This window comes from Mycobacterium sp. NGS67, assembly GCF_059812185.1.
The window spans coordinates 75,796-98,359 of the sequence record NZ_JCALCF010000001.1 but is presented as its reverse complement, the minus strand read 5'-3'; the positions used below and the strand labels follow the sequence as shown (position 1 = coordinate 98,359).

At 65.9% G+C, this 22,564-nt stretch carries 24 protein-coding genes and 1 tRNA gene; 10 read left to right on the top strand and 15 right to left on the bottom strand.

What is annotated here, in order from left to right; genetic code table 11:
* Positions 1-24: 24 nt before the first annotated feature.
* Positions 25-114 (top strand) — tRNA-Ser (locus tag AC5Y4D_RS00530).
* A gap of 54 nt (positions 115-168) precedes the next feature.
* Here AC5Y4D_RS00530 and AC5Y4D_RS00525 read toward each other — a convergent pair.
* From AC5Y4D_RS00525 to AC5Y4D_RS00500, 6 genes are all read right to left on the bottom strand, one after another.
* Complete coding sequence (locus AC5Y4D_RS00525; RefSeq protein WP_499992645.1) at positions 169-441, bottom strand: hypothetical protein; 273 nt, start codon at positions 439-441, stop codon at positions 169-171.
* Positions 442-507: 66 nt separating this feature from the next.
* Positions 508-741, bottom strand: coding sequence for a BrnT family toxin (locus tag AC5Y4D_RS00520; RefSeq protein ID WP_500036126.1), 234 nt, complete (start codon positions 739-741; stop codon positions 508-510).
* A 179-nt stretch (positions 742-920) separates the two neighbouring features.
* Complete coding sequence (locus AC5Y4D_RS00515; RefSeq protein ID WP_500036125.1) at positions 921-1,445, bottom strand: hemerythrin domain-containing protein; 525 nt, start codon at positions 1,443-1,445, stop codon at positions 921-923.
* A gap of 9 nt (positions 1,446-1,454) precedes the next feature.
* Positions 1,455-2,342: a ferredoxin family protein gene (locus AC5Y4D_RS00510; RefSeq protein ID WP_500036124.1), complete on the bottom strand. Its 888-nt coding sequence runs from the start codon at positions 2,340-2,342 to the stop codon at positions 1,455-1,457.
* Positions 2,339-3,541 carry a cupin domain-containing protein gene (locus tag AC5Y4D_RS00505; RefSeq protein WP_500036123.1) on the bottom strand — a complete coding sequence of 401 codons (1,203 nt, stop codon included), beginning with the start codon at positions 3,539-3,541 and terminating at the stop codon, positions 2,339-2,341. The genes AC5Y4D_RS00510 and AC5Y4D_RS00505 overlap by 4 nt, the downstream gene beginning before the upstream one ends.
* Positions 3,542-3,551: 10 nt before the next feature.
* Positions 3,552-3,752, bottom strand: coding sequence for a hypothetical protein (locus tag AC5Y4D_RS00500; protein WP_499946242.1), 201 nt, complete (start codon positions 3,750-3,752; stop codon positions 3,552-3,554).
* A 369-nt stretch (positions 3,753-4,121) separates the two neighbouring features.
* Between AC5Y4D_RS00500 and AC5Y4D_RS00495 the strand changes: the two genes are divergently transcribed.
* Entirely contained in the window at positions 4,122-5,258 is a 1,137-nt protein-coding gene (locus AC5Y4D_RS00495) for a GGDEF domain-containing protein (protein ID WP_500036122.1), read from the top strand.
* Positions 5,259-5,314: 56 nt separating this feature from the next.
* On the opposite strand, the gene AC5Y4D_RS00490 is transcribed toward AC5Y4D_RS00495, so the two are convergent.
* The 3 genes from AC5Y4D_RS00490 to AC5Y4D_RS00480 all read right to left on the bottom strand — a co-directional run bounded on the left by AC5Y4D_RS00490 (position 5,315) and on the right by AC5Y4D_RS00480 (position 7,529).
* Positions 5,315-6,451, bottom strand: a complete 1,137-nt coding sequence (locus tag AC5Y4D_RS00490) for a cellulase family glycosylhydrolase (protein ID WP_500036121.1) — start codon at positions 6,449-6,451, stop codon at positions 5,315-5,317.
* A 236-nt stretch (positions 6,452-6,687) separates the two neighbouring features.
* Positions 6,688-7,161 carry a TM2 domain-containing protein gene (locus AC5Y4D_RS00485; protein WP_500036120.1) on the bottom strand — a complete coding sequence of 158 codons (474 nt, stop codon included), beginning with the start codon at positions 7,159-7,161 and terminating at the stop codon, positions 6,688-6,690.
* An 8-nt stretch (positions 7,162-7,169) separates the two neighbouring features.
* The gene (locus AC5Y4D_RS00480; protein ID WP_499946238.1) at positions 7,170-7,529 is read right to left on the bottom strand and encodes a hypothetical protein; all 360 of its coding nucleotides are present in this window, start codon (positions 7,527-7,529) and stop codon (positions 7,170-7,172) included.
* 63 nt (positions 7,530-7,592) lie between these two features.
* Between AC5Y4D_RS00480 and AC5Y4D_RS00475 the strand changes: the two genes are divergently transcribed.
* The 4 genes from AC5Y4D_RS00475 to AC5Y4D_RS00460 are packed head-to-tail and all read left to right on the top strand — an operon-like array spanning position 7,593 to position 11,536.
* Positions 7,593-8,852 carry a sulfotransferase family protein gene (locus AC5Y4D_RS00475; RefSeq protein WP_500036119.1) on the top strand — a complete coding sequence of 420 codons (1,260 nt, stop codon included), beginning with the start codon at positions 7,593-7,595 and terminating at the stop codon, positions 8,850-8,852.
* 55 nt (positions 8,853-8,907) lie between these two features.
* Positions 8,908-10,104, top strand: coding sequence for an MBL fold metallo-hydrolase (locus AC5Y4D_RS00470; RefSeq protein ID WP_500036168.1), 1,197 nt, complete (start codon positions 8,908-8,910; stop codon positions 10,102-10,104).
* Positions 10,101-10,568: a VOC family protein gene (locus AC5Y4D_RS00465; RefSeq protein WP_500036118.1), complete on the top strand. Its 468-nt coding sequence runs from the start codon at positions 10,101-10,103 to the stop codon at positions 10,566-10,568. The genes AC5Y4D_RS00470 and AC5Y4D_RS00465 overlap by 4 nt, the downstream gene beginning before the upstream one ends.
* 2 nt (positions 10,569-10,570) lie before the next feature.
* Complete coding sequence (locus AC5Y4D_RS00460; RefSeq protein WP_500036117.1) at positions 10,571-11,536, top strand: LLM class flavin-dependent oxidoreductase; 966 nt, start codon at positions 10,571-10,573, stop codon at positions 11,534-11,536.
* Positions 11,537-11,569: 33 nt separating this feature from the next.
* On the opposite strand, the gene AC5Y4D_RS00455 is transcribed toward AC5Y4D_RS00460, so the two are convergent.
* The gene (locus tag AC5Y4D_RS00455) at positions 11,570-11,962 is read right to left on the bottom strand and encodes a hypothetical protein (RefSeq protein ID WP_499946234.1); all 393 of its coding nucleotides are present in this window, start codon (positions 11,960-11,962) and stop codon (positions 11,570-11,572) included.
* 80 nt (positions 11,963-12,042) lie between these two features.
* Between AC5Y4D_RS00455 and AC5Y4D_RS00450 the strand changes: the two genes are divergently transcribed.
* Complete coding sequence (locus tag AC5Y4D_RS00450) at positions 12,043-12,429, top strand: DUF2237 family protein (RefSeq protein ID WP_499946247.1); 387 nt, start codon at positions 12,043-12,045, stop codon at positions 12,427-12,429.
* Here the strand turns inward: AC5Y4D_RS00450 and AC5Y4D_RS00445 are convergent, their stop codons facing one another.
* Genes AC5Y4D_RS00445 through AC5Y4D_RS00435 form a run of 3 tightly spaced genes read right to left on the bottom strand, consistent with a single transcriptional unit; the run spans position 12,430 to position 18,296 of the window.
* A complete protein-coding gene (locus AC5Y4D_RS00445; protein ID WP_500036116.1) occupies positions 12,430-13,749 on the bottom strand; it encodes a M1 family metallopeptidase in 1,320 nt (439 codons plus the stop codon).
* On the bottom strand, positions 13,749-17,645 hold the full coding sequence (locus AC5Y4D_RS00440; protein ID WP_500036115.1) for a Pls/PosA family non-ribosomal peptide synthetase: 3,897 nt from the start codon (positions 17,643-17,645) through the stop codon (positions 13,749-13,751). The genes AC5Y4D_RS00445 and AC5Y4D_RS00440 overlap by 1 nt, the downstream gene beginning before the upstream one ends.
* A gap of 9 nt (positions 17,646-17,654) precedes the next feature.
* A complete protein-coding gene (locus AC5Y4D_RS00435) occupies positions 17,655-18,296 on the bottom strand; it encodes a GntR family transcriptional regulator (RefSeq protein ID WP_499946231.1) in 642 nt (213 codons plus the stop codon).
* Positions 18,297-18,358: 62 nt separating this feature from the next.
* Between AC5Y4D_RS00435 and AC5Y4D_RS00430 the strand changes: the two genes are divergently transcribed.
* The 3 genes from AC5Y4D_RS00430 to AC5Y4D_RS00420 are packed head-to-tail and all read left to right on the top strand — an operon-like array spanning position 18,359 to position 21,804.
* The gene (locus tag AC5Y4D_RS00430; RefSeq protein ID WP_500036114.1) at positions 18,359-19,705 is read left to right on the top strand and encodes an LLM class flavin-dependent oxidoreductase; all 1,347 of its coding nucleotides are present in this window, start codon (positions 18,359-18,361) and stop codon (positions 19,703-19,705) included.
* Positions 19,698-20,882, top strand: coding sequence for a CaiB/BaiF CoA transferase family protein (locus tag AC5Y4D_RS00425; protein ID WP_500036113.1), 1,185 nt, complete (start codon positions 19,698-19,700; stop codon positions 20,880-20,882). Before AC5Y4D_RS00430 ends, AC5Y4D_RS00425 begins: the two co-directional genes overlap by 8 nt.
* A gap of 13 nt (positions 20,883-20,895) precedes the next feature.
* Complete coding sequence (locus AC5Y4D_RS00420) at positions 20,896-21,804, top strand: HpcH/HpaI aldolase/citrate lyase family protein (protein WP_500036112.1); 909 nt, start codon at positions 20,896-20,898, stop codon at positions 21,802-21,804.
* Here AC5Y4D_RS00420 and AC5Y4D_RS00415 read toward each other — a convergent pair.
* Entirely contained in the window at positions 21,791-22,183 is a 393-nt protein-coding gene (locus tag AC5Y4D_RS00415) for a type II toxin-antitoxin system VapC family toxin (RefSeq protein WP_500036111.1), read from the bottom strand. The genes AC5Y4D_RS00420 and AC5Y4D_RS00415 overlap by 14 nt on opposite strands.
* Positions 22,180-22,437 carry a type II toxin-antitoxin system Phd/YefM family antitoxin gene (locus AC5Y4D_RS00410; RefSeq protein WP_499946226.1) on the bottom strand — a complete coding sequence of 86 codons (258 nt, stop codon included), beginning with the start codon at positions 22,435-22,437 and terminating at the stop codon, positions 22,180-22,182. The genes AC5Y4D_RS00415 and AC5Y4D_RS00410 overlap by 4 nt, the downstream gene beginning before the upstream one ends.
* Between the last annotated feature and the right edge of the window lie 127 nt (positions 22,438-22,564).

The following is a 22,564-nucleotide window of genomic DNA, read 5'->3' as shown; positions in this document are numbered from 1 at the left end:
GGTTGGTTCGGTAAGCTGCTCGGCGGTGGCGTGTCCGAGCGGCCTAAGGAGCACGCCTCGAAAGCGTGTGACGGCTAAAACCGTCCGAGGGTTCAAATCCCTCCGCCACCGCCAAAGCCCCGACGTTGTTTACACAGCGGAAGGGCCATTTCTATGCGGCGTAGGTTTTCATGGCGCGATTTTTCCGAACCGTTGGAAGGCGGCCTGGCGGCTGACGCCCATGGCGGTGCCGATCATGGCCCAGGAGTCGCCGGCGGCTCTGGCAGCTTTGACTGCGGCGGTGAGTTCGGCGCTTGCGTCGTGGAGGTTTTTGGTGGCCGCGGCGATGCGGCGCATGTGGCTGGCGTCGCGGGCGTCAGCGGGATTGACGTCGAGTTGGTCCAGCCAATCCTCGGCGCTGGTTTTGGTGGGGTGCTTTGCAGTCATGGTGGGTCGCTTCATTTGTGGAGTGTCAGGGTGTGTGGGCGGGGGGACAGTTCGTGTGTTGGAATGCGTTGCGGTGCTTGATCATTGGAGGTAGCCATAAAACTTCGGACGGAGTGTGTCGGCGTGAATGATACGTTCGGGCTCATCCGTCACGACGACGACTTCGAGCAGGGTGCCGGTGCGGTCTGCGCCGATGACGAGCAAACGAACCTCGCCGTCGTATTCCTGTTCGATGATGCGGATCGCGAACTCGACCGCGTGCACCATGTCCTCGTCGGACACGCCGTGCTTGCGGGCGTTTTCCTCGATCTGCACGTGTAAAGAGTGGTTGACAGCGCAATCGCTGTCAAGTTTTGTTTACATGTGCTGGCCAAGTCGGGTAGGCCGTGATACGGATCCATTCACAGTCGCAGATCGTTCTTTGACTGGTGCAGGGATCGAACCGGCGAATGAACACAGGGTGACTGCCGACGATCAGACCCCTTCTCGCGCACTCACGAATGCTTTTCGATGTACTCGTCCGCGTCCTTGTCCCGGTTGTCGACACCTTTGATCCGTTCGCGTTCGGCGATGAACTGCACCCACTGCATGGCCACCTCATGCCGGAGCTTCAACGAGGCGCTTTTGATGAAGTCCGGCATCGCCTCGCGCTCTTCCTCGTCGAGGTGTTTGCCGTTCTGTTCGCGGGCTTCGTTGACGGCCTCGAACCACTCATCGCTACCTGGCTCGTGCCGGCGCGAACGACGGACCGCGTCGCGAATTGCGTTGTGGTCGGTGATCGCGTCTTCGGTTTCGTCCTCCGGATCCCCTTCGGGATTGCCGGGATGGTCACGGCCACCGTGCTTCAGCAGTGCCGGGTAAAACACCGCCTCCTCGGCCTCGGCATGGACGTCGAGGCGGGCACCGAGGGCATTCCAGATCGCGGCGAGATCGTCGTGAGATTTCGCGTCGTCGAGCCGGAAGAATTGCCTGCGAAGCCAGTCGTGATCTGCGTATACGAGGTCGATGATGTCCGCCATGCCGAAAGCCTAGTGCGACTTCACCGATACCAGCACGTAGGTGCGTACCGAGCCGAGCACCGATGCGCGGCACATGGATTGCAGCGGTTCGGACATCTGTTCTGCGACAACGACTTCGATCGCGCCGGTATCAGCGGCGAGCCGGACGTGGATGCCGTCGTCCCGGTGTTCGATGTTCAACGGCGACAGAGCGTCGATCCGGTCGTCGCCGAAAGCTTCCCGGGCGAAGTACTGCGCGGCCTGCACCACATGCGGCAGGCAGGTGCGTCCGCGCAGAAACCTGTGGTCCAGCCGTCCCTCGAGGTACAACCGCACCAGACGGGCGGAGTCGGTCGAATCGACCCGGCCGTAACACAGACCCTCGGGCAACACCAGCATCGTCGCCGCGAACCGGTCACCGCCCAAATGTGAACATTCCCAGACGAACTCGGGATATTCCGCCGCGATGGCCTTGGCGGCGGCGCGCCCCCGCACCGCGCAACATTGGTCGTGCTTGCCGTGCGCGCACACCGCGACGAGTGGGTCGGTCGTCACGGTGCCCTGCGACCCGTCCAGCGCGATGTCCAGATACTCACCAGGTTCGCTCACCTCCCCGCGGTAGAGCTTCTCGCTGCCCTCGTCACACTGGGCGATGAACCATCGCCAGCGGGGTGTCTCGGAACGACGTCCCGGCCGACGTATCGCGGTGACGCGCATGCGTTCCGACTCGATACGACGACAGATCTGGCGTCCGAGTGCGCGATCGATGATCGCCGGTGAGTCCAGGAACGCCGATTTGCCCCAACCGCCGGACAATTCGAGCATCACCCAGGAGTGCCCCGCCCCCGCGGTGCCGTAGATGGGGTCATCGCGCAGCAACGATTGGTCGCTGCACGGAGTCGGCTTCGCCGCGCTCACGCCGGCACCAATACAGCCTCACGCAACAACCGGCGGATCAGCACGATCGAGTCCGCACGATCGAGACCGGGCAGGGAATCGGCATCGGCCACCAACCCGCGGTGCAGTGCCTCAAGCGCCGCGGCACACGAGTCGGGAAACGTCATGGTCCGGTCCGGCAGTCGCAGCACCACGCGGTCGCCTTCGCGTCGCGGTGTGCCGATGAGTCCGTGGCGCCATCGGACCGAGATCGAACCGGCCGATTCGGCGGCCTCCTGAGTGGCAAGTACCCGGACCGCGGCGGGTCTGGTGCTGGAAGCGTGACGATCGGACAGCAACGCAGCCGCCTGACCGCTGAGTTCACCGGCGCGCTCGCGCACGGCATCGATCACCTGCGCCATGACTTTGGTTGTCGTCGCGGTCATTTCGTCGCGGTTGGTGGGGTCGACACCCAGCGGCAGCGACCTCCTGAACTCGCTGTCCTCGGCAAGGGTGTCGACGACGGCACGCACCACGTCCAGATGCGTCAAGGCGGACACCCCGATGGTCAGATGGATGGACGTGGCATCAACGGACCGGGCGGAATGCACCCAACCCCGGGGAAGGTAGAGCGCGTCGCCTGCCGTCAGGACCGTGTCGATGACCGGTTCGTCGCTGATTCGCGTGGTGATCGCGTCCCGGTGCTCCGTCCACGGCTGCGACGGCAGCGGATGGCTATGGACGGGCTCATGCACCGTCCAGTGCTTCTGGCCCGACGCCTGCAGGATGAACACGTCGTGGACGTCGTAGTGCGGGTCGAATCCGCAACTGCCGGGCGGGGTCACGTAGGCGTTCGCCTGCACGGGACGACCCAGATCGTCGACCATGGAACGCACGAAGTCGATCAGCGGCGGCCACAACCGGTGCAATCCCTGCAGGACGATCGTCGAGCCAGATGTGAACTCCGCCAATACTTTTGCCGAATCGACCTGGTCCGGCATCTCCGCGCCGAAGCCGGCCGAACCGGTGTAGCAGCTTCGGGCCAGCACGGCGCCGTCCTTGGCCATCCGGATGAACGGCGCCCGGACCCCACGCTCGCTGATCAGTTCGTCGACCGCGGACGGCGACATGAGGTCGCCGAAATCACGTGGCAACTCCTGCGCACGGCTGAGCAGGGGGCGGCGGCCCCAATGCTGGGTTGCGAACAACCCAGCATCGGTGGCTATGCAGCGGCTGAGCATTGAGCAGCGGTCAGGCGGTGCCGTCGGCTCCGCCGTCGTGACCTTCGGGGTTCGAGCCGCCGTCGGCCGGACCCTCACCCGCGCTGCCGCTGTCCTGCTCGTCGGCGGTTCCGTCGGCGCCGCCGTCATGACCTTCGGGATTGGAGCCGCCGTCGGCCGTACCTTCTCCGCCGCCGCCAGCTGTCGTGATGTCGTCATCGTCAAGTGCCATGTTCATCCCTTCTCGTTCATTCCGGATTTCCGGACCTGTGGTGGCTTGCGCCGGTCGCCATGTATCGGCGCCCACGCATCAAGGGGTGTTCACGCCAGAAGCGTCGTCCAAACGCAGTACCGACGTTTGTTCCCCGCCCAGGCACGTAACCGGAAATTGCACTGCCGGGAAACCGATAAATGGATGCTCATCGCGTTCAACAGCAAAAACCCTACGTGTATTAGCCGTTGACACAATGATGTGCTAACAAGCTAATTGGTTGACGGGGTGTTCGATAGCGTCAGGAGTATTCCTGTGCGCTTTATCGCGCATCCATGAGATTGTGGCGGATCGATCGCCGCGCGTGACTGGGGTATCAGGGGATTCTCGATGAGGTGGCTACGGACGTGGTGGCGCCAGCCCGACCACTTTGACTGGATCAGCGGCTACTTGCAGTCTCGACAACTGAGCACCGTCGCGCGACGGGTGCTGGCCCTGTTCGCGGTTTCTCTTGCGCTGGTTCCCGTCAACGCGCTGTGGGGTCCGGCGCCGATTGATCGCCGCGTCGTCCTGGGACCGGCTTTGTTGGCCGCGGCGGCGGGGATAGGCATGGCGGTGTTGTGGCTGACTCGTTGGCCGACCCGGCGCCAGTCGTTGGTGTATGGCGTCATCGGGTGTGTGACCATCGCCGGTGGCTGCTTATGGCAATCCCAGGCGGTGGTCGGCCTCCTGTCGTGTACCGCCTTGGCTGTTTCGGGCGGCTACGTCGCGTTCTTTCATACGGCGCCCTACATGGTGTTGAACTTCGCGTTGGCGTCGGCTGTCGGCGCGTTCGAAGCGGTGCGTGTCGCGGCGGCCGGTGAGGCCATGTTGGCGGTCTCCGGGTATTTTCTGGTGCTCGAGCTCAATGTGATCGTGCCGTTGGCCATCCAGATGATGGTGCGCGCACTGGGAGCCGACCTGCTGCGTTCCGACAGTGACCCGCTGACCGGTCTGCTCAACCGGCGTGCCTTCACCCGCGCGGTGATCGGCCGGATGCTCACCGCGCCCGACTCGGAGGTACTCGCAGTGGCGATGGTCGACCTCGATCGCTTCAAAGACCTCAACGACAGCCTGGGCCATGCCAGCGGGGACGCCGCGCTGGTGGCTGTGGGCAACGCGTTGCGCACCGCTTCGGGAGACAAAGCGTTGATTGGACGTGTCGGCGGTGAAGAATTTCTGCTCGCCGACATCGTCGAGACTCGGACGTCGCAGAAGTGGGGGCAGTGCCTCTGTGAGTCGGTAGCGGCCATTCCCTTCCCCGTCACCGCCAGTGTCGGGGTTGTCACGAACGCGTTGCGCGGTGCCGACAGTGACAATGTGGACAACATGTTGCGCCAGATGGCCGCCGATGCCGACAGAGCGATGTACACCGCGAAGCGGCGCGGTGGGAACCAGACGCATCACACCGGGGCGACCTGGGGCACGGCGGAATCGGGTGCAAAACCTGGACCTACATGGGTCGAAAGGCCCGGTGCGGCAAGTTAATTCCGCCGGCTGATCGCGACACCCGGATCCGCCGTGCAGCGCCGGGACGGGCCGAATCAGTCCTGACCCTGCCCGCTGGCCAGCTTCTTGATCGTCTGCATTTCCCCGTCCTTGAACGGCCGGCCATCCGGCTGCAGCAGGTCGGCGAACCACTGCTTGGGCGGCGTCGTGACCGGGCGGTCCCACGAACTCCACGGCAGGTACGTCTGGGTCTTGCCCGCCACCAATCCCCAGTTGAGCGCGCCCACGTTGTGCCGCCTGGCGATAGGCAACACACCTTCGACCGTGCTGCCCAGCGAGCGCGCCAGGTACTCGGTGCAGATGATCGGCCGCCCGAACGGCATGAGCTCGTTGATGCGACCCTCGAATTCGCCCGGCGGGGCATAGCTGTGAAACGTGATCACGTCAGCGTTGTCCAGCTGAATATCGGCGATCGCACTGCGACGTCCGGCGTCGCCCCAATTTCCTTGCCACACACCGCTTGTCAACGGCTGGACCGGATCCACCGCACGCGCCCAGCGGAACACCTGGGGCAGCAGCGCCGCCACCTTCTCGATTTTGTCCTTGCGCTCCACCTTGCGGTACTCGCGGGCCGGATTGTCCGGCTCGTTCCACAGGTCCCACCCGAGCACGCGGTCGTCGTTGCGGAACTGGCTCAACACTCCGGTGACGTACTCGTACAACACGGTGGCGTAGCGGGAGTCGTCGAGGCGCTCGGCGCCCGGGCTCTGCACCCAACCGGAGTTGTGCACACCGGGCGTGGGTGCCCGCTGGCGGCCGATCCGCGGGAACGGGTCCCAGCAGGAATCGAAGAACACGAAGAGCGGTTTGATGCCGTGGCGCGCCGCGATGCTGACGAACTGCGCCAGCCGGGTCTGGAAGCCTTGTCGGTCCTGGGCCCACAGTTGGTCGTGCAGGAAAACTCGTACCGTGTTCATCCCGAAGAATCGGGCCGCGCCCAACTCGTTGTCGATGCGCCTGGCGTCGAAAGTCCCGGCTTGGAACATCTCGAACTGGTTGATGGCGGTCGAGGTGATGTAGTTGACCCCGACGAGCCAACCCTGCGCTTGATACCAGTTGTGGGCGCGGTCGGTCGGCCAGCGGCCCGCCTCCCCCGCGGCGCGCGGCGCGCGGGTCAGCGCCGCCCCGAGGGCCAGCGCGAGCGGCAGCTTGAGGGCGGTTCGACGGTGCACGAGGCGACGGTAAATTGCCGTCGCGAAAAGCCGACCGCGACTTGCCGAACCGCGACATTTTGGGGTCAGAAACTGTTATCCGGCCGTCATCCGAAAGGCGGTCGCTCCAGCCGGAGCCGGGGGCTGACGATGGCGTCTGTGTCGGTCGGCTGACTCGCACGAGGGTCCCCAAAATGCCAGAAAACTGACACTACGCCGTACATTTTGCGGACCCTCGCGGAACGGTACGGCCCCGATCAGTGCAGTTTGCGGCCGTACTGGTCGGGCACGCTTCCGGTGAAGATCATGATCGCGTCGACCAGGCCCCAGATGCTGGCGGCAAGCAGGAGCGGAAACCCGATGAAGCAGAAGATGGTGAAGACGAGTCCGCCCATCCCCAGGCACAACTGGATGGTCGCGATCTGGGTGGATTCCAGATAGAACCGGCCGACCCCGAACGTGCCGAAGAACAGCTGCAACAGTCCCGCGGTGGTGCCTGACTTGTCCGACAGCGGCTGCCCGGTCGCCGGGTCGCGGCCGTAGGGCGCCTGGGGATCGACTGCGTAGCCTCCGGGATAACCCTGCTGTGCCGGGTAACCCGGTTGGGCCGGATATCCCGGCGGCTGACTCGGGTAACCCGGCGGCTGCTGGAAGTATTGCGGCGTCTGGTAGCTCTGTGGCTGCTCCCAACGTGGCTCGTCCGGATTGCCAGGCTGATACGGCGTCCCCATGGGTAGACCTAACCACTTACGATCAGCGGAAGCGAGATCATTCCCGCCCCTCCCGTCACCACCAACACCCAACGGCCGTTGACGGGCAGCGTCACCTCGATGGGAAAGATGGCGAATCCGAGCTCGGCGGTGGTGGCGGCTTCGGGCAATTCGAATTCGATGTTCAGCGGCTCGTCGTCGGTCGGGGGCCTGATCTCGACCTCTACCCGTCGGTCCGGATTACCGGTCTCCGCCTGGGTGAGCACCACCAGAAGGAACTGGGCCAGCCGATCCTGCTCGACGGCGAAGCGCAGCAACACTCCGCCGGAGACGTTGAGTTTGTTGTCCACAGCCGCAGCGGCCTCGGCCAGGAACGACCCCACTATCACCTGGCTGAACCTACCGCCGCCAGTGGATATATTCGACTGGCTGACCGGCCGAGGAGGGCAAGGGTGAATGCTGCGGGCCCGGACGTCGACCTCGACGATCTGACGTCGCCCCGGCTCACCGATATCCAACGTCAGATCGTGGAGTTCACCGAGGCCAGGCCGGTCCGATTCGACATCGAGAAGATGCTGGATGAGGCGCGGGAACAGGCCGACCTCGACGACCTCGACGACACCGACGGTTTCGCCGATCGCCTGCTCGCGCATGTGGCCGCGATCGAGGCCGACGACGGGCTGCGCCAGCTCACCCGATCGAGCTTGCGGCAGCGGGTGGTTCGCCTGTTGCGCAACCGGCTGTCGCTGACCGACCTGCTCAGGCGTTACCCGGAAATCGAGTCGATTCCGATCGAGCAGCCCTTCATCGTCGTCGGGATGCCGCGGTCGGGTACTACGCATCTGGTCAATTTGCTCGCCGCCGATCCGCGCCGGCGCGCGCTGCCCTATTGGGAAAGCCAGGATCCGATCCCGGCCCGCGGACAGGGCCCAGACGCGCATGGTGTGGATCCTCGCTACACGCGCACCAAGGCCGAGCACGACGCCCTGATGGCCAGCGCACCGCTGGTGGCCGCCATGCACGACCGCTTCCCCGAGGCGATCGAGGAGGAGGTCGAACTGCTGGACCTGGATTTGGCCAGCTATGTCCTGGAATGGCATGCCCGGGTGCCGGATTGGCGTGATCACTACCTGATGCTGGACCAGCACCGGCACTACGCCTACCTGCGTAAGGTGTTGCAGGCGTTGACCTTTCTTCGTGGGCCCCGGACCTGGATCCTCAAGAGCCCGCAGCACTGCGAGCAGCTCGGTCCACTGATGGCGACCTTTCCGGATGCGACGGTGGCCTTCACTCACCGAGATCCCGCCGCGGTGATCCAGTCCGCGGTCACCATGATGGCGTACTCGGATCGGCTGCGCCGCAACAGTATCGACCCGGACTGGCTCCTGGACTACTGGAGCGACCGGGTGCACAGATTGCTCAGCGCCTGCGTGCGGGACCGGGGTTTGGTCCCCGAAGAACGCAGCATCGACATCAGCTTCCACCAGCTCAACGGCAACGAAATGCCGTTGCTGGAAGAGCTTTATCGCCGGGGGAGTGTGGAACTGACCGACCAGGTGCGTCGTCGTTTCCAGAAGTATCTCGACGGTAATCCGCGCGGCAAGCACGGCCGCATCCGTTACGACCTGCAGCGGCACTTCGGAATCTCGGCGGACGACTTGCGCGCACGCTTCGACTTCTATTTCGACAGGTTCGACGTCCGTGCCGAGTGAAGGAGACGCAGTGAGCTTCGAACCGGTGTATCGCAGCAGACCCGGCGCTGATGCCATGCGTCCGGCCAGCGCGCCACGAGCAGAGCCGATCGCCTCGGGGTTGTGGTGCTCGCCCGGACTGTCGAACTCCTACCTGCTGACCACCGACGAGGGCCGGGTCGTCGTCAACACCGGCATGGGATTCGAGGGTCCGGTGCATCGCGCCAACTTCGACGCCGTCGACTCCGCGCCGGTGCGCTACGTCATCTTCACTCAGGGCCACGTCGACCACGTCGGCGGACTGGACAGCCTGCGTGATCCGCAGACAACTGTTGTCGCACAAGCTAACTGGCGGCTCTGGCGCGACGACAACGAACGCCTCATCCCGTACCGGGCCAGTCGCAGCGCGTTCGCCTTCAAAGACACCCTGGCAAGCGGGATCCAGGACATCCAGCGCCGGCTGGGTACCACGCGGCTACCCGCCCAAAGCGTGCCGACGGTTGACCTCGACTTCGAGGACACCCTCACGTTGCAGGTCGGGAGCCGACGCCTGGAGCTGATCGCGGTGCCCGGCGGTGAAACGACGGACTCGCTGGTGGTGTGGTTGCCCGACGAACGGATCTGCCTGTGCGGGAACACCTTCGGTCCGATCTTCGGCCACATACCGAACCTGGTGACCATGCGCGGCGACCGGTATCGCGACGCGCTGACGGCGATCGCCTCGGTCGAGCGGGTGCGCGAGCTGCAACCCGAGCTGCTCGTCACCGGCCACTTCGAACCAATCGCCGGTGCGGAACGGATCCGAGCCGAACTGACTCGGCTGTGCGATGCGATCGCCTACATCCACGACCAGACCGTGGCCGGAATGAACGCCGGCAAGGACGTGGAGACGTTGATGCGCGAGATCGCTTTGCCGGCGGAATACGAAGTGGGGCAAGGCTACGGGAAGGTCGCCTGGGATGTGCGCGCCGTCTGGGAGAACTACTCGGGCTGGTTCCACCACCGCTCGACTACCGAGCTGTATCCGGTGCGGTTCGATGCCGTCGCCGCCGACGTCGTCGAACTCGCCGGTGCCGACGCGCTGGTCGACAGGGCTCGGGCGCATCTGCAGGACGGGCGCCCATTGCACGCCATCCACCTGGCCGAGTTGGTCGCCGAGACGCATCCCGGGGCGCGTGAGGTGTTGAGAGCGGCACACGAAAAGCTGTTGGCCGACAGCGAGAATTTCTGGGAAACCGCATGGCTCACCCGACAGATAGCGAGCAACTCATGACCTTCGCGCTTCGACCCGAAGACCTGTATCACACCGGCGTCGTGGTGCCCGACCTCGACGCTGCGATGGCCCGTTTGACTGCGGTGGCGGGTTACCGGTGGATCACCCCGATGAGTTACACCCTGCCATTTCGCACCGCCAGCGAAACCCGGGAACTGACGTCGACGATCGTGTACTCGGTGCAGGCGCCGTACCTGGAACTCATCCAGGAGGTGCCGGGCACGCCGTGGACGGCCGCACCTGGCAACGCCGTTCACCACCTCGGCTACTTCACCGACGACCTGGCCCAGACCGCCCAACTGCTTCAGGACCACGGCCTCGCCTTCGAAATGACCGCCGATGTACCGGGTTCGGAGCTGGCGCTGTTCGCCTACTTCGTCGACGCCGACGGCACCCGCATCGAGGTTGTCGATCGTGCCCTGTTCCCCGACTTTCCCGCGTTCGTACAAGCGCAGGCCCAGTAGCGATGCTGCTGACCGTCCTGCGTTTCAACTTCGCCTCGCCACAAGGAGATCCACGCAAGCAGAGCGAATTACTCAACGCCGCACTGGAACTCGCGCAGTGGGGCGAGTCACGGGGGATCACCACGGTGAGCGTCGACGAGCATCACGTGACCGGGCACGGCTGGAGTTGCAATCCGATCATGGCCGCGTCGATGTTCCTGGCTCGAACGTCGAAGCTGATCGCGAGCGTGGACTGCGCACTCGGGCCGCTGTGGGATCCGGTGCGACTGGCCGAGGACATCGCCCTGGTCGACAACATGAGCCGCGGCAGGCTGCACACGACGGTGGGTCTGGGCTATCGCACGGTCGAATTCGACACGCTCGGCGTCGATTTCAGTCAGCGCGGCACGTTGATGGACGGCTTGGTCGAACGGATGCTGTCCATCTGGTCCGGCGCCGGACCGGCGGTCTGCACGGGAACGTGGACCCGGCCGCACCCGCCGCTGTACATCGGGGGCGGATCGCGTGCCACCGCGAGGCGGGCGGCGCGGTTCGGATTACCGCTGAGTCTGGCCGATCACCTGCCGGAGGTCGCGGACCTCTACCGCGAGTTGTGCGCGGCGGCCGGTATCAGGCCGTTCGTCATCATGCCGGGACCGGTCAACCGCGGGATGATCTATCTGCACGAGGATCCCGAGCAGGCGTGGGCCAAGCTCGGCGACCACATCCTCTGGGAGGCGGTCACTTACGGCGGCTGGTCGGCCGAGGAACGCTCTCTCATGCATCTACCCGGCCTGCAGACGCTCGACGAGGTCAAGGCTTCGGGGCGGTACCGATTCCTGACGCCCGAGCAGTTGATCGCCGAGATCCGCGGTGCCGACTATTACGGACCTGTAGTGCTGCACCCCCTGGTCGGCGGCATGCCGGTGGAAGAGGCGTGGAAGTCGGTGCAATTGCTCACCGACGTGGTGCTGCCTGCGCTGGGCTGAGGTCTTATCCGGCCCGCGACCGTAGAAAAGCCCCTACAGACCGAACGACGTGGTGGGCGGCGGCATCTCCATCACCAGCACCGGCAGCGAGATCGCCCCCGTGCCGCCGGACACGACCATCACCCAGCGGCCGTCGGTCGGCAGGCGCAGTTGCAGCTCGAAGAACGCGAAACCGGGGAACTCGGCGACCGCGGCCTCCGGCACCTCGAATTCCAGCTTGATCGGATCCTCGTCGGTGGGCGGGCGCATCTCGATCTTGATCTGCCGGTCGGTGTTGCCGGGCTCGGCCTGGGTCAGCACCACCAACACGAAGCGGGCCGACCGGTCCGGCCCCAGGCCGAAGCGGGACAGCACACCGCCCGAGACGTTGAGTTTGTTGTCGACGACGGCAGCCGCGTCTGCCAGGAAAGCGCCCGTAAGTATCACGCCGCTGAACCTAGCCCATCTACACGGTCCAGGCTTACTTTCCCGGCGCAAAGCGCGATACTAAGCGCATGCTTGATCGCTTGCCTGATCGCAACGTGCTGGGTGGCCCGTTGGAACCGTGCGGCAACGAGCCGGTGACTGGCTTCTACCGGGACGGCTGCTGTTCCACCGGGGACGAGGACCGCGGCTTGCACACCATCTGCGCCGTCGTCACCGCCGAGTTCCTCGAGCACCAGCGCTCCATCGGCAACGACCTTTCGACACCGATCCCCGAATACCGGTTTCCCGGCCTGCTGCCGGGTGACCGCTGGTGCGTCACCGCGCGCAACTGGCTGCGCGCCCATCAGGACGGCTGCGCCGCGCCGGTGGTGCTGGCGTCCACCCACCAGCGCACACTCGACGTGGTGCCGCTGGAAGTGCTGCAAGAGCACGCCGTGGACGTGCCCGACGACCTGGCGAACCTGTAGTCACGGCACCTCGGTCGAATACAACCAGGCCTCCCACAGCGGCTCGAGAGACTCGTCGGTGTAGCCGGCAGCCAAACCGGTGAAATCGTCGGTGGCGGCGGTCGCGTGCCGATATCGCGCGGTCCAATCCTGGAGCAGCGCAAAGAAGTTCGAGTCACCGAGCCGGTCTCGTAACGCGTGCAACGTCAACGCACCACGCTTGTACACCCGATCGTCGAACATGTCGCGCGGTCCCGGATCCGTCAGCAACAAATCCTGCGGTTGGTGCCGCAGCTCCGCGTGGTAGTGCCGGGCCAGTTCGTCGGCGCTGGGCCCGCCGCTGTGCTCCGACCACAACCATTCTGCGTAGCAGGCGAAGCCTTCGTGCAGCCAGATGTCGTGCCACCGGCGCGCGGTCACCGAGTTGCCGAACCACTGATGCGCCAGTTCGTGGGCGATCAGCCGCTCGCTGTCCCGGCTGCCGTCGCAATGGTTGGCGCCGAATATCGAAATGCCCTGCGCCTCAAGGGGAATCTCGAGGACGTCGTCGGTGATCACCACCGTGTAACCATTGGCCAGCGGGTACGGGCCGAACAGGTCGACGAACAGCTTCATCATCTGCGGTTGGCGGGCGAAGTCGTGGTCGAATTCTCGCCGCAGTCGTTCGGGCAGCGCGGCGCGGATCGGTACCGGTGTCCTGGTCAACCGGGCCAGTTCGTAGACACCGATCTGCAATGTGATCAGGTAGGTCGACGTCGGCTCGGGTTGTTCGTAGGTCCAGACGGTCTGTGACGCGCGGGCACGTTGCGAGACCAGCTTGCCGTTGGCCACTGCGGTGTAAGCGCTTTCGGTGCTGACCTGGATGCGGAATGCGGCTTTGGCGCTCGGGTGGTCGTTGCACGGAAACCAGGACGCGGCGCCATTGGGTTGTCCGGCGACCAGGGCACCGTCCGTCAACTCCTCGAAACCGACGTCGCCCCACAGTGTTCGGAGCGGCTTCGGGCTGCCGCCGTAACGCACCACGACCGACATCGGAGCGTCGGAGGCCAGCTTCGATGCCAAAACGATGCGCAATTTGCCGCTGCGGCAACTGAAGCGGTCTGCGCTCTTGCCGTTCACCCAGACCTTCGACACGGACAGCGCGCTGGACAGATCGAGAGTGAACGACTCCAATTCGGTGGTGGTCACCGCGGTGATGGTCGCGGTACCCGAAAGTCGATTGATGCCGACCTTGTACTCCAGCTCCAGCTCGTAACGCGACACCGAATATCCGACGTTGCCGTTCTGCGGCAGGTATGGATCCATCGCGCCGTTCTTGGCGCCCTTCTTCGCCGATGACATCAGGCCGCCGTGTCTTCGACCCGGGCCCTGTTCTTACGACCGGTTTTCTTTCGGCCGGAGTTCCACGGCCGCACCGGATTGCCTTGCCAGCGGGTCGATCCCGGTACTTCGTCGCCGCGCACCACCAGCGACGCTGGGCCGACGGATGCTCCGGCACCCAACCGTGCCGCCGGCAGGGCAACACAGTGGGGACCCAGAGTTGCACCGGATTCCAGCACGACGCTGTCCATCCGCATGATCCGGTCGTGGAATAGATGGGTCTGCACCACGCAACCGCGGTTGACCGTGCTGCCCGCGCCCAGCACGACGAGATCGGCTTCGGGCAGCCAGTAGCTTTCACACCAGGTGCCGCGTCCCACCGCCGCCCCGAGCCCCCGCAGCCACAGGTTCAGCGCCGGTGTCCCGGTAGCCGCACGCGCAAACCACGGCGCTGCAACGGTTTCGACAAAGGTATCCGCAAGCTCGTTGCGCCACACGAACGACGACCACAGCGGATATTCACCCGCCTTGATCCGGCCGACCAGCAGCCACTTCGCCACCACGGTCACCACCCCGGCCACAACGCCGGCGGCCAGCAGCACCAGCCCGCCACCAACAGCGGTCCACCAGAATCCGAATCGCGTTGCCAGAGCCTGCAACCCGCCCAGCACTGCCAACCCGATCGTCGCGGTGGCCACCATCGGCAGCAGCCGACAGACCTCCACCGCGGCCCGCATCACCTTGACCCGGGTCGGTGGATGGTAGGTGGTCTCCTCGTCGGCTTCGGTGGGTCGCCGGCGCAGTCGCATCGGCGGGCTGCCCAGCCAGGACGAACCGCGTTTGGCCTTCGGCGGCGCGGCGGACAACACCGCGACCAGCCCGTCTTCGGGCACCCGGCGGCCGGGCTGGGCGATACCAGAGTTGCCGAGGAACGCGCGCCGCCCGACGGTCGTCTCCGCCGCGTAGATCCAGCCGCCGCCAAGTGCATACGACGCGACCATGGTGTCGTCGGCCAGGAACGCGCCGTCCTCGATGACGGCGAACTTGGGCGTCAGCAACACCGTGGAGATCTCTGTGCCCCGGCCCACCCGGGCGCCCAGGATCCGCAGCCAGATCGGCGTCAACAGGCTGGCGTACACCGGGAACAGATAGGTGCGCGCCGCATCCATCAGCCGCTCGGTGGTCCACAGTTGCCAGCCGGCGCGGCTGCGCACCGGGTGGTAGCCCTCGCGCAGTCCGATTGACAACGCCCGCACCGCAAGCACGGTCACCACTGCGTAGACCGCGACCGCGGCCACTGTCGCAGCCGGCGCCCACAGCAACGCCGGCAGCACCGCGTCCGACAGGCTGCTGGTGTGGTGAACGACCAGCGCGATGACCGCCAGGCCGCTAGCCACCGCCAGCACCGGCAGGCCGGCCAGCAGCAGCGACGTCAACCCGTAGACAGCCACCCAGTGCGGACGCGGGGCTGGTCGTTCGTCCGGCCACGGGTGCTTGACCCGGCCGGACTTCGCCGCCGGGGAACCCTTCCAGTACTGGCCGTTCTTGATCTTGCCGACCACGCTCGAACCGGGTGCCACGTCGGCGTTCTTGCCGACGACCGCGCCGGGCAGCAAAGTCGTTCGCGCACCGATGGTTGCGTCGTTGCCGATCGTGATGGCGCCGAGGTGAAATGCGTCCCCGTCGACCCAATGCCCGCACAGGTCCACCTCGGGCTCGATCGCGCTGCGCGGACCGACCGTCAGCAGGCCCGTCACCGGAGGCATCGAATGCAGGTCGACACCCTTGCCGATTTCGGCACCCAGCGCACGGGCGTAATAGACGAGCCATGGTGCGCCGGCGAGGTTTTGGGCGCCACTGGCGGCGGTCAACCGCTCGGCGAACCACACCCGCAGGTGCACCGAGCCGCCGCGAGGGTAGGTGCCCGGCTTGACGTTCCACAACAGGATGCGCGCGCACAACACCGCGATGCCCATCCGGCCCAGCGGCGTGACGAACACGACGAACGCGATCCCGACCAGCCACCAGTTCACCGCGACCGTCCACGGCACCACATGCAGGGCACGGGCGAGATTGTTCCCCAACGCCAGCCAGGTAACCCATTGCAGCGCAGCCAGTCCCGCCAGCGGAAGTGCCGCCAGCGTCTGGATCAACTGGGCACGCAAGGGGATCGGTCGAACCACCCGCTCGGTCGGCCGCGGCGGCGCCTCGAGTTCGTCGAGAAAACCGGCCAGCGAACCCAGCCGCGGATGGTCGTACAGGTCGGCCACGGTGAGCTGAGGGTACTGCTGTCGCAAAGTCGCGATCAGTTGAGCGGCGGCCAACGAATTGCCACCGAGCTCGAAGAAGTCGGACTGAACGTCAGTGGCGTTGCTGCCCAGCAGGGTTCGCCATAGTTCGGCCAGCCTTCCCGCCGTGCCGGCCAGGTCCGGGGCCACGTCGGTGCCGTCGTTCGCCGGCCACGGCAGGGCGTCCCGATCGACTTTGCCGGATGTGCGGGTGGGTAACTCGTCGATCTGAACCAGGCGCGGTACCAGCGCGGCGGGCAGGTGTTCGGCGAGTTGGAGACGAGCTTTGCCGACATCGAATTCGGGGTCGGCGCTCACCACATACCCGACCAGCACCGTCGTGCCGGCGGTGGTGCGACGGAGCGCTGCCGCCCCGCCACTTACCCCCGGCAGGCTGACCAGGGCGGTGTCCACCTCGCCCAGCTCGATGCGCCGTCCCCCGATCTTGACCTGATCGTCGCCGCGACCGCAGAAGTACAGCCCGTCGCGCTCGAGGCGAACGAGATCGCCGCTGCGGTAGGCCCGCTTCCAGCCCAATGTCGGTATTGCCGCATACTTTTCGGCGTCTTTGGCTTCGTCCAGATACCGTGCCAGACCGACCCCGCCGATCACCAGCTCGCCGGTGTCGCCGTAGCCCACCGGTTCTCCGTCGGCACCGACGACGGCCAAGTCCCAACCCGCCAGCGGCAGCCCGATGCTGATCGGCCCGGAACCGTCGAGTGGGGCAGCGCAAGCGACCACCGTGGCCTCGGTGGGGCCGTAGGTGTTCCATACCTCGCGGCCCTCCACCGCCAACCGCTCCGCGAGCTCGGCAGGACACGCTTCGCCACCGAAGATCAACAGCCGCACCGCTTCCAGCGCTTCGGCCGGCCACAGCGCGGCCAGCGACGGCACCGTCGACACCACGGTCACATCCCGGGTGACCAGCCAGGGTCCCAGATCCGTACCGCTGCGTACCAGCGACCGCGGCGCCGGAACCAGGCAGGCGCCGTGCCGCCAGGCCAGCCACATCTCCTCGCATGACGCGTCGAACGCCACCGACAGTCCGGCCAGCACCCGGTCACCCGGCCCGATCGGGTTGTCCTGCAAGAATATTCGCGCCTCAGCATCTACGAAAGCTGCGGCGCTACGATGAGTCACGGCGACACCCTTGGGGGTACCGGTGGATCCGGAGGTGAAGATGATCCATGCGTCGTCGCGGGCCAGCGGGGCCTGTGCCCGCCAGCCGCGGGACGCGCCCTGGGTTCGTTGAATGCCCTTTTCGCTGATCACCGCAACCACGTCGGCTTCGCCGAAGACCAGCTCGGCCCGTTCGTCCGGATCGTCGGCATCGACGGGCACGTAGGCGGCGCCGGCGGCCAGCACCGCCAGGATCGCGACGTACAACGAGTAGCTGCCCGACGGCATCCGGATGCCGATCCGGTCGCCGCGGCCGATGCCGCGGGCGGCCAGCCACGCGACGCTGGCATCCATATCCTCCAGCAACTCGCTGTAGGTCAGCTGCACCTCGCCGTCGTCGATTGCCGCCGCGTCCGGATAGCGGGCCGCGGTCTCGTGGACGATGTCGATGAGCGTGCGCGGATTTGGTGCGTCAGCCGACCGCCGAAACTGCGGGGGAATGTCGGGCACGCTAGAACCCTAGTCGCGCCGTTCCAACCACTCGGCCAGCGAGCGTCCGGCGTCCAAAACGTGTCGTTCGGCGATGGTGCGGGCCCGCTCGACGTCCTTGTCGGCCAATGCATCGAGCAGCTCCCGGTGCTCGTCGAGCGAATGCTTCTCGTGGTCTGGGAACAGGGTGAGGAAGTTCGTCGGCACGACTCGCGCGGCCTGCCTGATTTGGGCCATCAACCGTGGCGAGTGCGCCGCGCGGTGAATCTTCTGATGGAAGTGCCAGTTGGCCTCGCCGATGCTGTCCTCGCCGGAGCGGGCGGCGACGTCGGCGGCGAGTTCGCGCAGCATCGCGAGTTCGTCGGAGTCCACCCGCTGCGCGGCCCACGCCGCGGCCTGCCCGGTCAGCACGCCCAGGATGGTGAAGCTGTCCAGCACGTCGTCCGGGCTGATGCCGATCACCGTCACGCCGCTACGCGGGGCGACGCGAACCAGGCCCTCGAAAGACAGCTCCAGCAACGCTTCACGAACCGGGGTCCGGCTGGTGGCGAATTCCTCGGTGATCGCGTCGAGGTCGATACGCGCGCCGGCGGGCAGTGCGCCGGTGAGGATGCGGTCGCGCAGTTCGCGCGCGGCCCGCTCGCGCACGGTGCCGGAGATGTCGATGGCCACCGGCCTAGCGTAACAAACACCACATTTGAAATCTGATATATCAGATGTTAGATTCGCCAACCATGCGAGCAGACAAGATGGCCCTTGTTGCCTTCATGCAAGCCGGCAGCACCTCCGTGTACGCCGGATCGTGGCGACACCCCGCCACCGAGCACCGCTACCTCGACGCGGCCTACTACGCGAAGATCGGCCGTCAGCTTGAAGAGGGCTGCTTCGACCTGATGTTCTTCGACGACCGGCTGGCCATGCCCGGGGTCTACGGCGGATCGGTGGCAGATGCCGTCAGGTACGGCGCCCGTCCGGTCAAGCTCGACCTGGGTGTGGTGCTCGGGGTGCTGGCCGAGGCCACCTCGCGCATCGGGCTCGGCGCCACCTACTCCACCACCTACTACCCGCCGTTCCACGTCGCGCGGACCTTCGCCTCGCTGGACCATCTGTCCGGCGGTCGCGCCGCCTGGAATGTGGTGACCTCGGTCAACGACAGCGAGGCGCAGAACTTCGGTGTCGACGCACATCTCGGTCACGACGAACGCTACGACCGGGCCGACGAATTCATGGACGTGGTCACCGGGTTGTGGGATACCTGGGAGGACGGCGCGATCCTGCACGACCGTGATTCGGGTCGATACGCCGATCCGGACAAGGTGCACGAGCTGGGTCACGTGGGGCAGTACTTCTCGGCACGCGGGCCGCTGACCGTGCCGCGCACACCGCAGGGGCGACCCGTCATCATCCAGGCGGGCTCGTCGGGCCGCGGGCGCGAATTCGCCTCGCGCTGGGCGGAATTGATCTTCACCGGCGACCCCGGAATCGACATCGCCCGCAGCCATTATGCCGATCAGAAGGAGCGCATCGCCGAGGCCGGACGCGATCCCGGCGCGGTGCGGATCTGCCCGATGGCCTACGCCGTGGTGGGCGAATCGGAGTCACATGCCAAGGAACGTGAGGCGATGTTCCTCGACGACCTGGTGCATCCCATGGCGTCGCTGACCCTGTTGTCGGAGCTGATGAATTACGACTTCGCGCAACACGATCTGGACGACCCGGTCACCGACGAACTCATCGCCTCGGTGTCGGGCATCCGCGGGCTGGTGCAGAATCTGCGCACGCATATCGGCAAGGACACCGTGACCGTTCGCGACCTGGCCGGTCACCGGGCGACATTGTTGCAGGGGCCGCGGTTCGTGGGCACCGGCGAGCAGGTCGCCGATCAGATGGCGGACTGGTTCGAGACCGGTGCATGTGACGGATTCGTCTTGGCGGCAACGCATCTGCCGGGTGCCTTTGAGGACGTGGTGCGCATGGTGGTGCCTCAGTTGCAGCGGCGAGGGCTGTTCCGCACCGCCTACGAGTCGTCGACGTTGCGTGGCCATCTGGGCCTGCAACGCCCGGTCGCCGCCCATGCTTGACGGCCTGCGGGTGCTCGACCTGGCCACCCTGGCCGCCGCCCCACTGGTCGCGACCTATCTGGGTGAGTTCGGCGCCGAGGTGATCAAGGTCGAGCAGCCCGGGCTGGGCGACCCGATCCGGGCGTGGGGGAACCAGCGCGACGGTGTGGGGCTGATGTGGAAGTCCATCTCGCGCAACAAGCGCTGCGTCACTTTGAATTTGCGCTGCGCCGAGGGACAGGATCTGGTGCGCCGCTTGGTCGAGCACGCCGACGTCGCCATCTTCAACACCAGGCCGCAGACGTTGCGCACGTGGGGCCTGGACTACGAAAGCCTGCGGGCCGTCAACGATCGCATCGTCATGCTGCACATCACCGGCTACGGGTTGACCGGCCCGAAAAGCGAACGGCCCGGATTCGGCACGCTCGGTGAGGCGATGAGCGGATTCGCCCACCTCACCGGAGAGGAAGGGGGGCCGCCGACGCTGCCGCCGTTCATGCTGGCCGACGGCGTGGCGTCGCTGAATGCGGCGTACGCGGTCATGATGGCGCTGTATCACCGCGACGTGCACGGCGGGCCTGGTCAGCTGATCGACGTGAATCTCATTGACCCGCTTGCCCGATTGCTCGAGCAGACACTGCTCGGGTATGACCAGCTCGGTCTGGTGCCGGAGCGATCCGGCAACCGTTGGGACATCTCGGCTCCGCGCAACACCTATCGGACCGCCGACGGCCGGTGGCTGGCGATGTCGGGTAGCTCGCCGGCGTTGGCGCTTCGGGTGTTCCGGGCCATCGGCCGGTATGACCTGGTTGACGACGCGGACTTCTCCGATCCCCAACGCCGGCTCGCCCGCGCCCGGGAAGTCGATGCCGTGGTCGCGGATTGGGTGGCCGCCAAGACGCTTTCGGAGGCGATGGAGGTTTTCGAAGCGCACGAGGTGGCCGCGGCGCCCGTCTACGACATCACCGATCTGGTCGGCGATGCCCAGCTCGCCCACCGCAACGTGTTCGTCTCGGTCGACGACGACCAGCTCGGTCCGATGACGGTGCAGGCGCCCGTGCCGCGGTTCTCGTCGGCCTCCGGGACGGTCGAGCATCTCGGACCCGGCCTCGGGCAGCACAACGCCGAGGTCTACGGCGAACTACTGGGCCTGGGCAACGACGACATCGACGCACTGCACGCCCGAGGCGTGTTGTGAGAGAGGCGGATTCATGACCGGCTTGCTCCGGCGTTCGGAGCTCGCGGTGCCCGCGAGCAACGACAACATGTTCGAAAAGGCCGCCGGCTGCGGTGCCGACCTGGTGTTCCTCGACCTCGAGGATGCGGTACCGGCGGCGTTCAAGGAATCCGCGCGGGCCAAGGCGATCGGGGCGCTCAACGACATCGACTGGCGCCGCACCGTCCGCGCGATCCGCATCAACGGACTGGACACCCCGTGGTGCCACGACGACCTGATCGAGGTGGTGACCAAAGCCGGCCACAATCTCGACACCGTCATCATCCCCAAGCCCCGCACCGCCCGCGACGTGTGGTGGGTCGACATGCTGCTGACTCAGCTGGAGGCAAAACTGCAGCTGGACAGGCGGATTCGTCTTGAGGTGCTCATCGAAGAGGTCGAGGGACTGGCCAACGCCGAGGCCATCGCGGCCGCCAGCCCACGGCTGGACGCGTTGATCTTCGGGGTCGGCGACTTCTCGCTGTCCCAGGGCGCGCGGGTGGACACCAATTTCGTCCCCCTCGGCGAATACCCCGGCGATTTCTGGTCTTACGCGCGCAACAAGGTGCTCGTGGCGGCCCGCATCGCGGGCATCGACGCGATCGACGCGCCTTATCCGGACTACCAGGATCTGGACGGCTACGAACGCGACGCCCGGCGCGCCTCGCTGATGGGCTATACCGGCAAGTGGGCGATCCACCCGAACCAGGTGCCCGTCGCCAACCGGGTGTACGCACCGACCTCCGACGAAATCGCCTTGGCGCAAAGAAATGTCGATGCCTATCGAGCAGCCGAGGCCAACGGGCGCGGCGCGGTCGGGGTCAACGGGGTGCTCGTCGATGCGGCGCACGTGAAGATGGCCGAACAGACGTTGGCGCGCGCCGCGCTGATCAAATCGCAATGACCTCGATATCGGGCATATCGGCGTAATCGCGATCCTGGGTGACGACCGGAATGTTGTGTGCGATTGCGGTCGCCGCGATCCAGCTGTCGTTGACGGGGACCCGGCGATTGGCCGCGCGGAGACGCGAGACCAGCAGCGCCCAGGCCTCAGAGACCCGCTCATCGATATTCAACGGTTCAAACCGCTGGGCCAGTTGATAAGTCGAGAGGCGTCGTGCTGACGCTTCGGGACCAGTGGCTTGCAGTACGCCGAGACGCAGCTCACCGAGCGTGATCACCGACACGCCCCATTCGTACCCGGCGAATCGATCCGCATCCAACCGCGCCGCTTCCAGGCCGACGAACACCGAGGTGTCGGCCAGCGCGCGGCGGACCGTCACCACGAGAGATCGTCGGTCGTGTCCGTCAGCGCGTCCCTCAACTCGTCGCGAAGACCGGTGGAGTCGGGACCGAGCCGCTCCAACTCGCGGATGACCTCGGCCGCGGGAAGCCACGGTCGCCGCCGAGGTAGGGGAACAATCTTGGCAACGGGCCGATTCTCTCGCAATACTTCGATCTCCTCGCCCGCCTCGACTCGCCGCAGGATTTCGGCGGTGTGATTGCGCAGCTCGCGAGCGGGGACAGTGGCGGACATGCAACGAACGTAGCTCAGTTGCTACAGCTGTAGCAAGCCGATCGTCTCTCGGGAAGGACGGTGCCGTCAGTTCTGGACGTCGCACGCCGCAAAGCTCCTCCACGTCGGGTAACCGCGACATCATCGT

Coding starts and splice junctions, on each gene's coding strand:
- AC5Y4D_RS00505 (WP_500036123.1), bottom strand. CDS start 3,541: ATGCTCAGCCGCTGCATAGCCACCGATGCTGGGTTGTTCGCAACCCAG.
- AC5Y4D_RS00470 (WP_500036168.1), top strand. CDS start 8,908: ATGCGTCCGGCCAGCGCGCCACGAGCAGAGCCGATCGCCTCGGGGTTG.
- AC5Y4D_RS00445 (WP_500036116.1), bottom strand. CDS start 13,749: ATGTCATCGGCGAAGAAGGGCGCCAAGAACGGCGCGATGGATCCATAC.
- AC5Y4D_RS00500 (WP_499946242.1), bottom strand. CDS start 3,752: ATGGCACTTGACGATGACGACATCACGACAGCTGGCGGCGGCGGAGAA.
- AC5Y4D_RS00465 (WP_500036118.1), top strand. CDS start 10,101: ATGACCTTCGCGCTTCGACCCGAAGACCTGTATCACACCGGCGTCGTG.
- AC5Y4D_RS00525 (WP_499992645.1), bottom strand. CDS start 441: ATGAAGCGACCCACCATGACTGCAAAGCACCCCACCAAAACCAGCGCC.
- AC5Y4D_RS00495 (WP_500036122.1), top strand. CDS start 4,122: ATGAGGTGGCTACGGACGTGGTGGCGCCAGCCCGACCACTTTGACTGG.
- AC5Y4D_RS00485 (WP_500036120.1), bottom strand. CDS start 7,161: ATGGGGACGCCGTATCAGCCTGGCAATCCGGACGAGCCACGTTGGGAG.
- AC5Y4D_RS00430 (WP_500036114.1), top strand. CDS start 18,359: ATGCGAGCAGACAAGATGGCCCTTGTTGCCTTCATGCAAGCCGGCAGC.
- AC5Y4D_RS00425 (WP_500036113.1), top strand. CDS start 19,698: ATGCTTGACGGCCTGCGGGTGCTCGACCTGGCCACCCTGGCCGCCGCC.
- AC5Y4D_RS00420 (WP_500036112.1), top strand. CDS start 20,896: ATGACCGGCTTGCTCCGGCGTTCGGAGCTCGCGGTGCCCGCGAGCAAC.
- AC5Y4D_RS00515 (WP_500036125.1), bottom strand. CDS start 1,445: ATGGCGGACATCATCGACCTCGTATACGCAGATCACGACTGGCTTCGC.
- AC5Y4D_RS00410 (WP_499946226.1), bottom strand. CDS start 22,437: ATGTCCGCCACTGTCCCCGCTCGCGAGCTGCGCAATCACACCGCCGAA.
- AC5Y4D_RS00460 (WP_500036117.1), top strand. CDS start 10,571: ATGCTGCTGACCGTCCTGCGTTTCAACTTCGCCTCGCCACAAGGAGAT.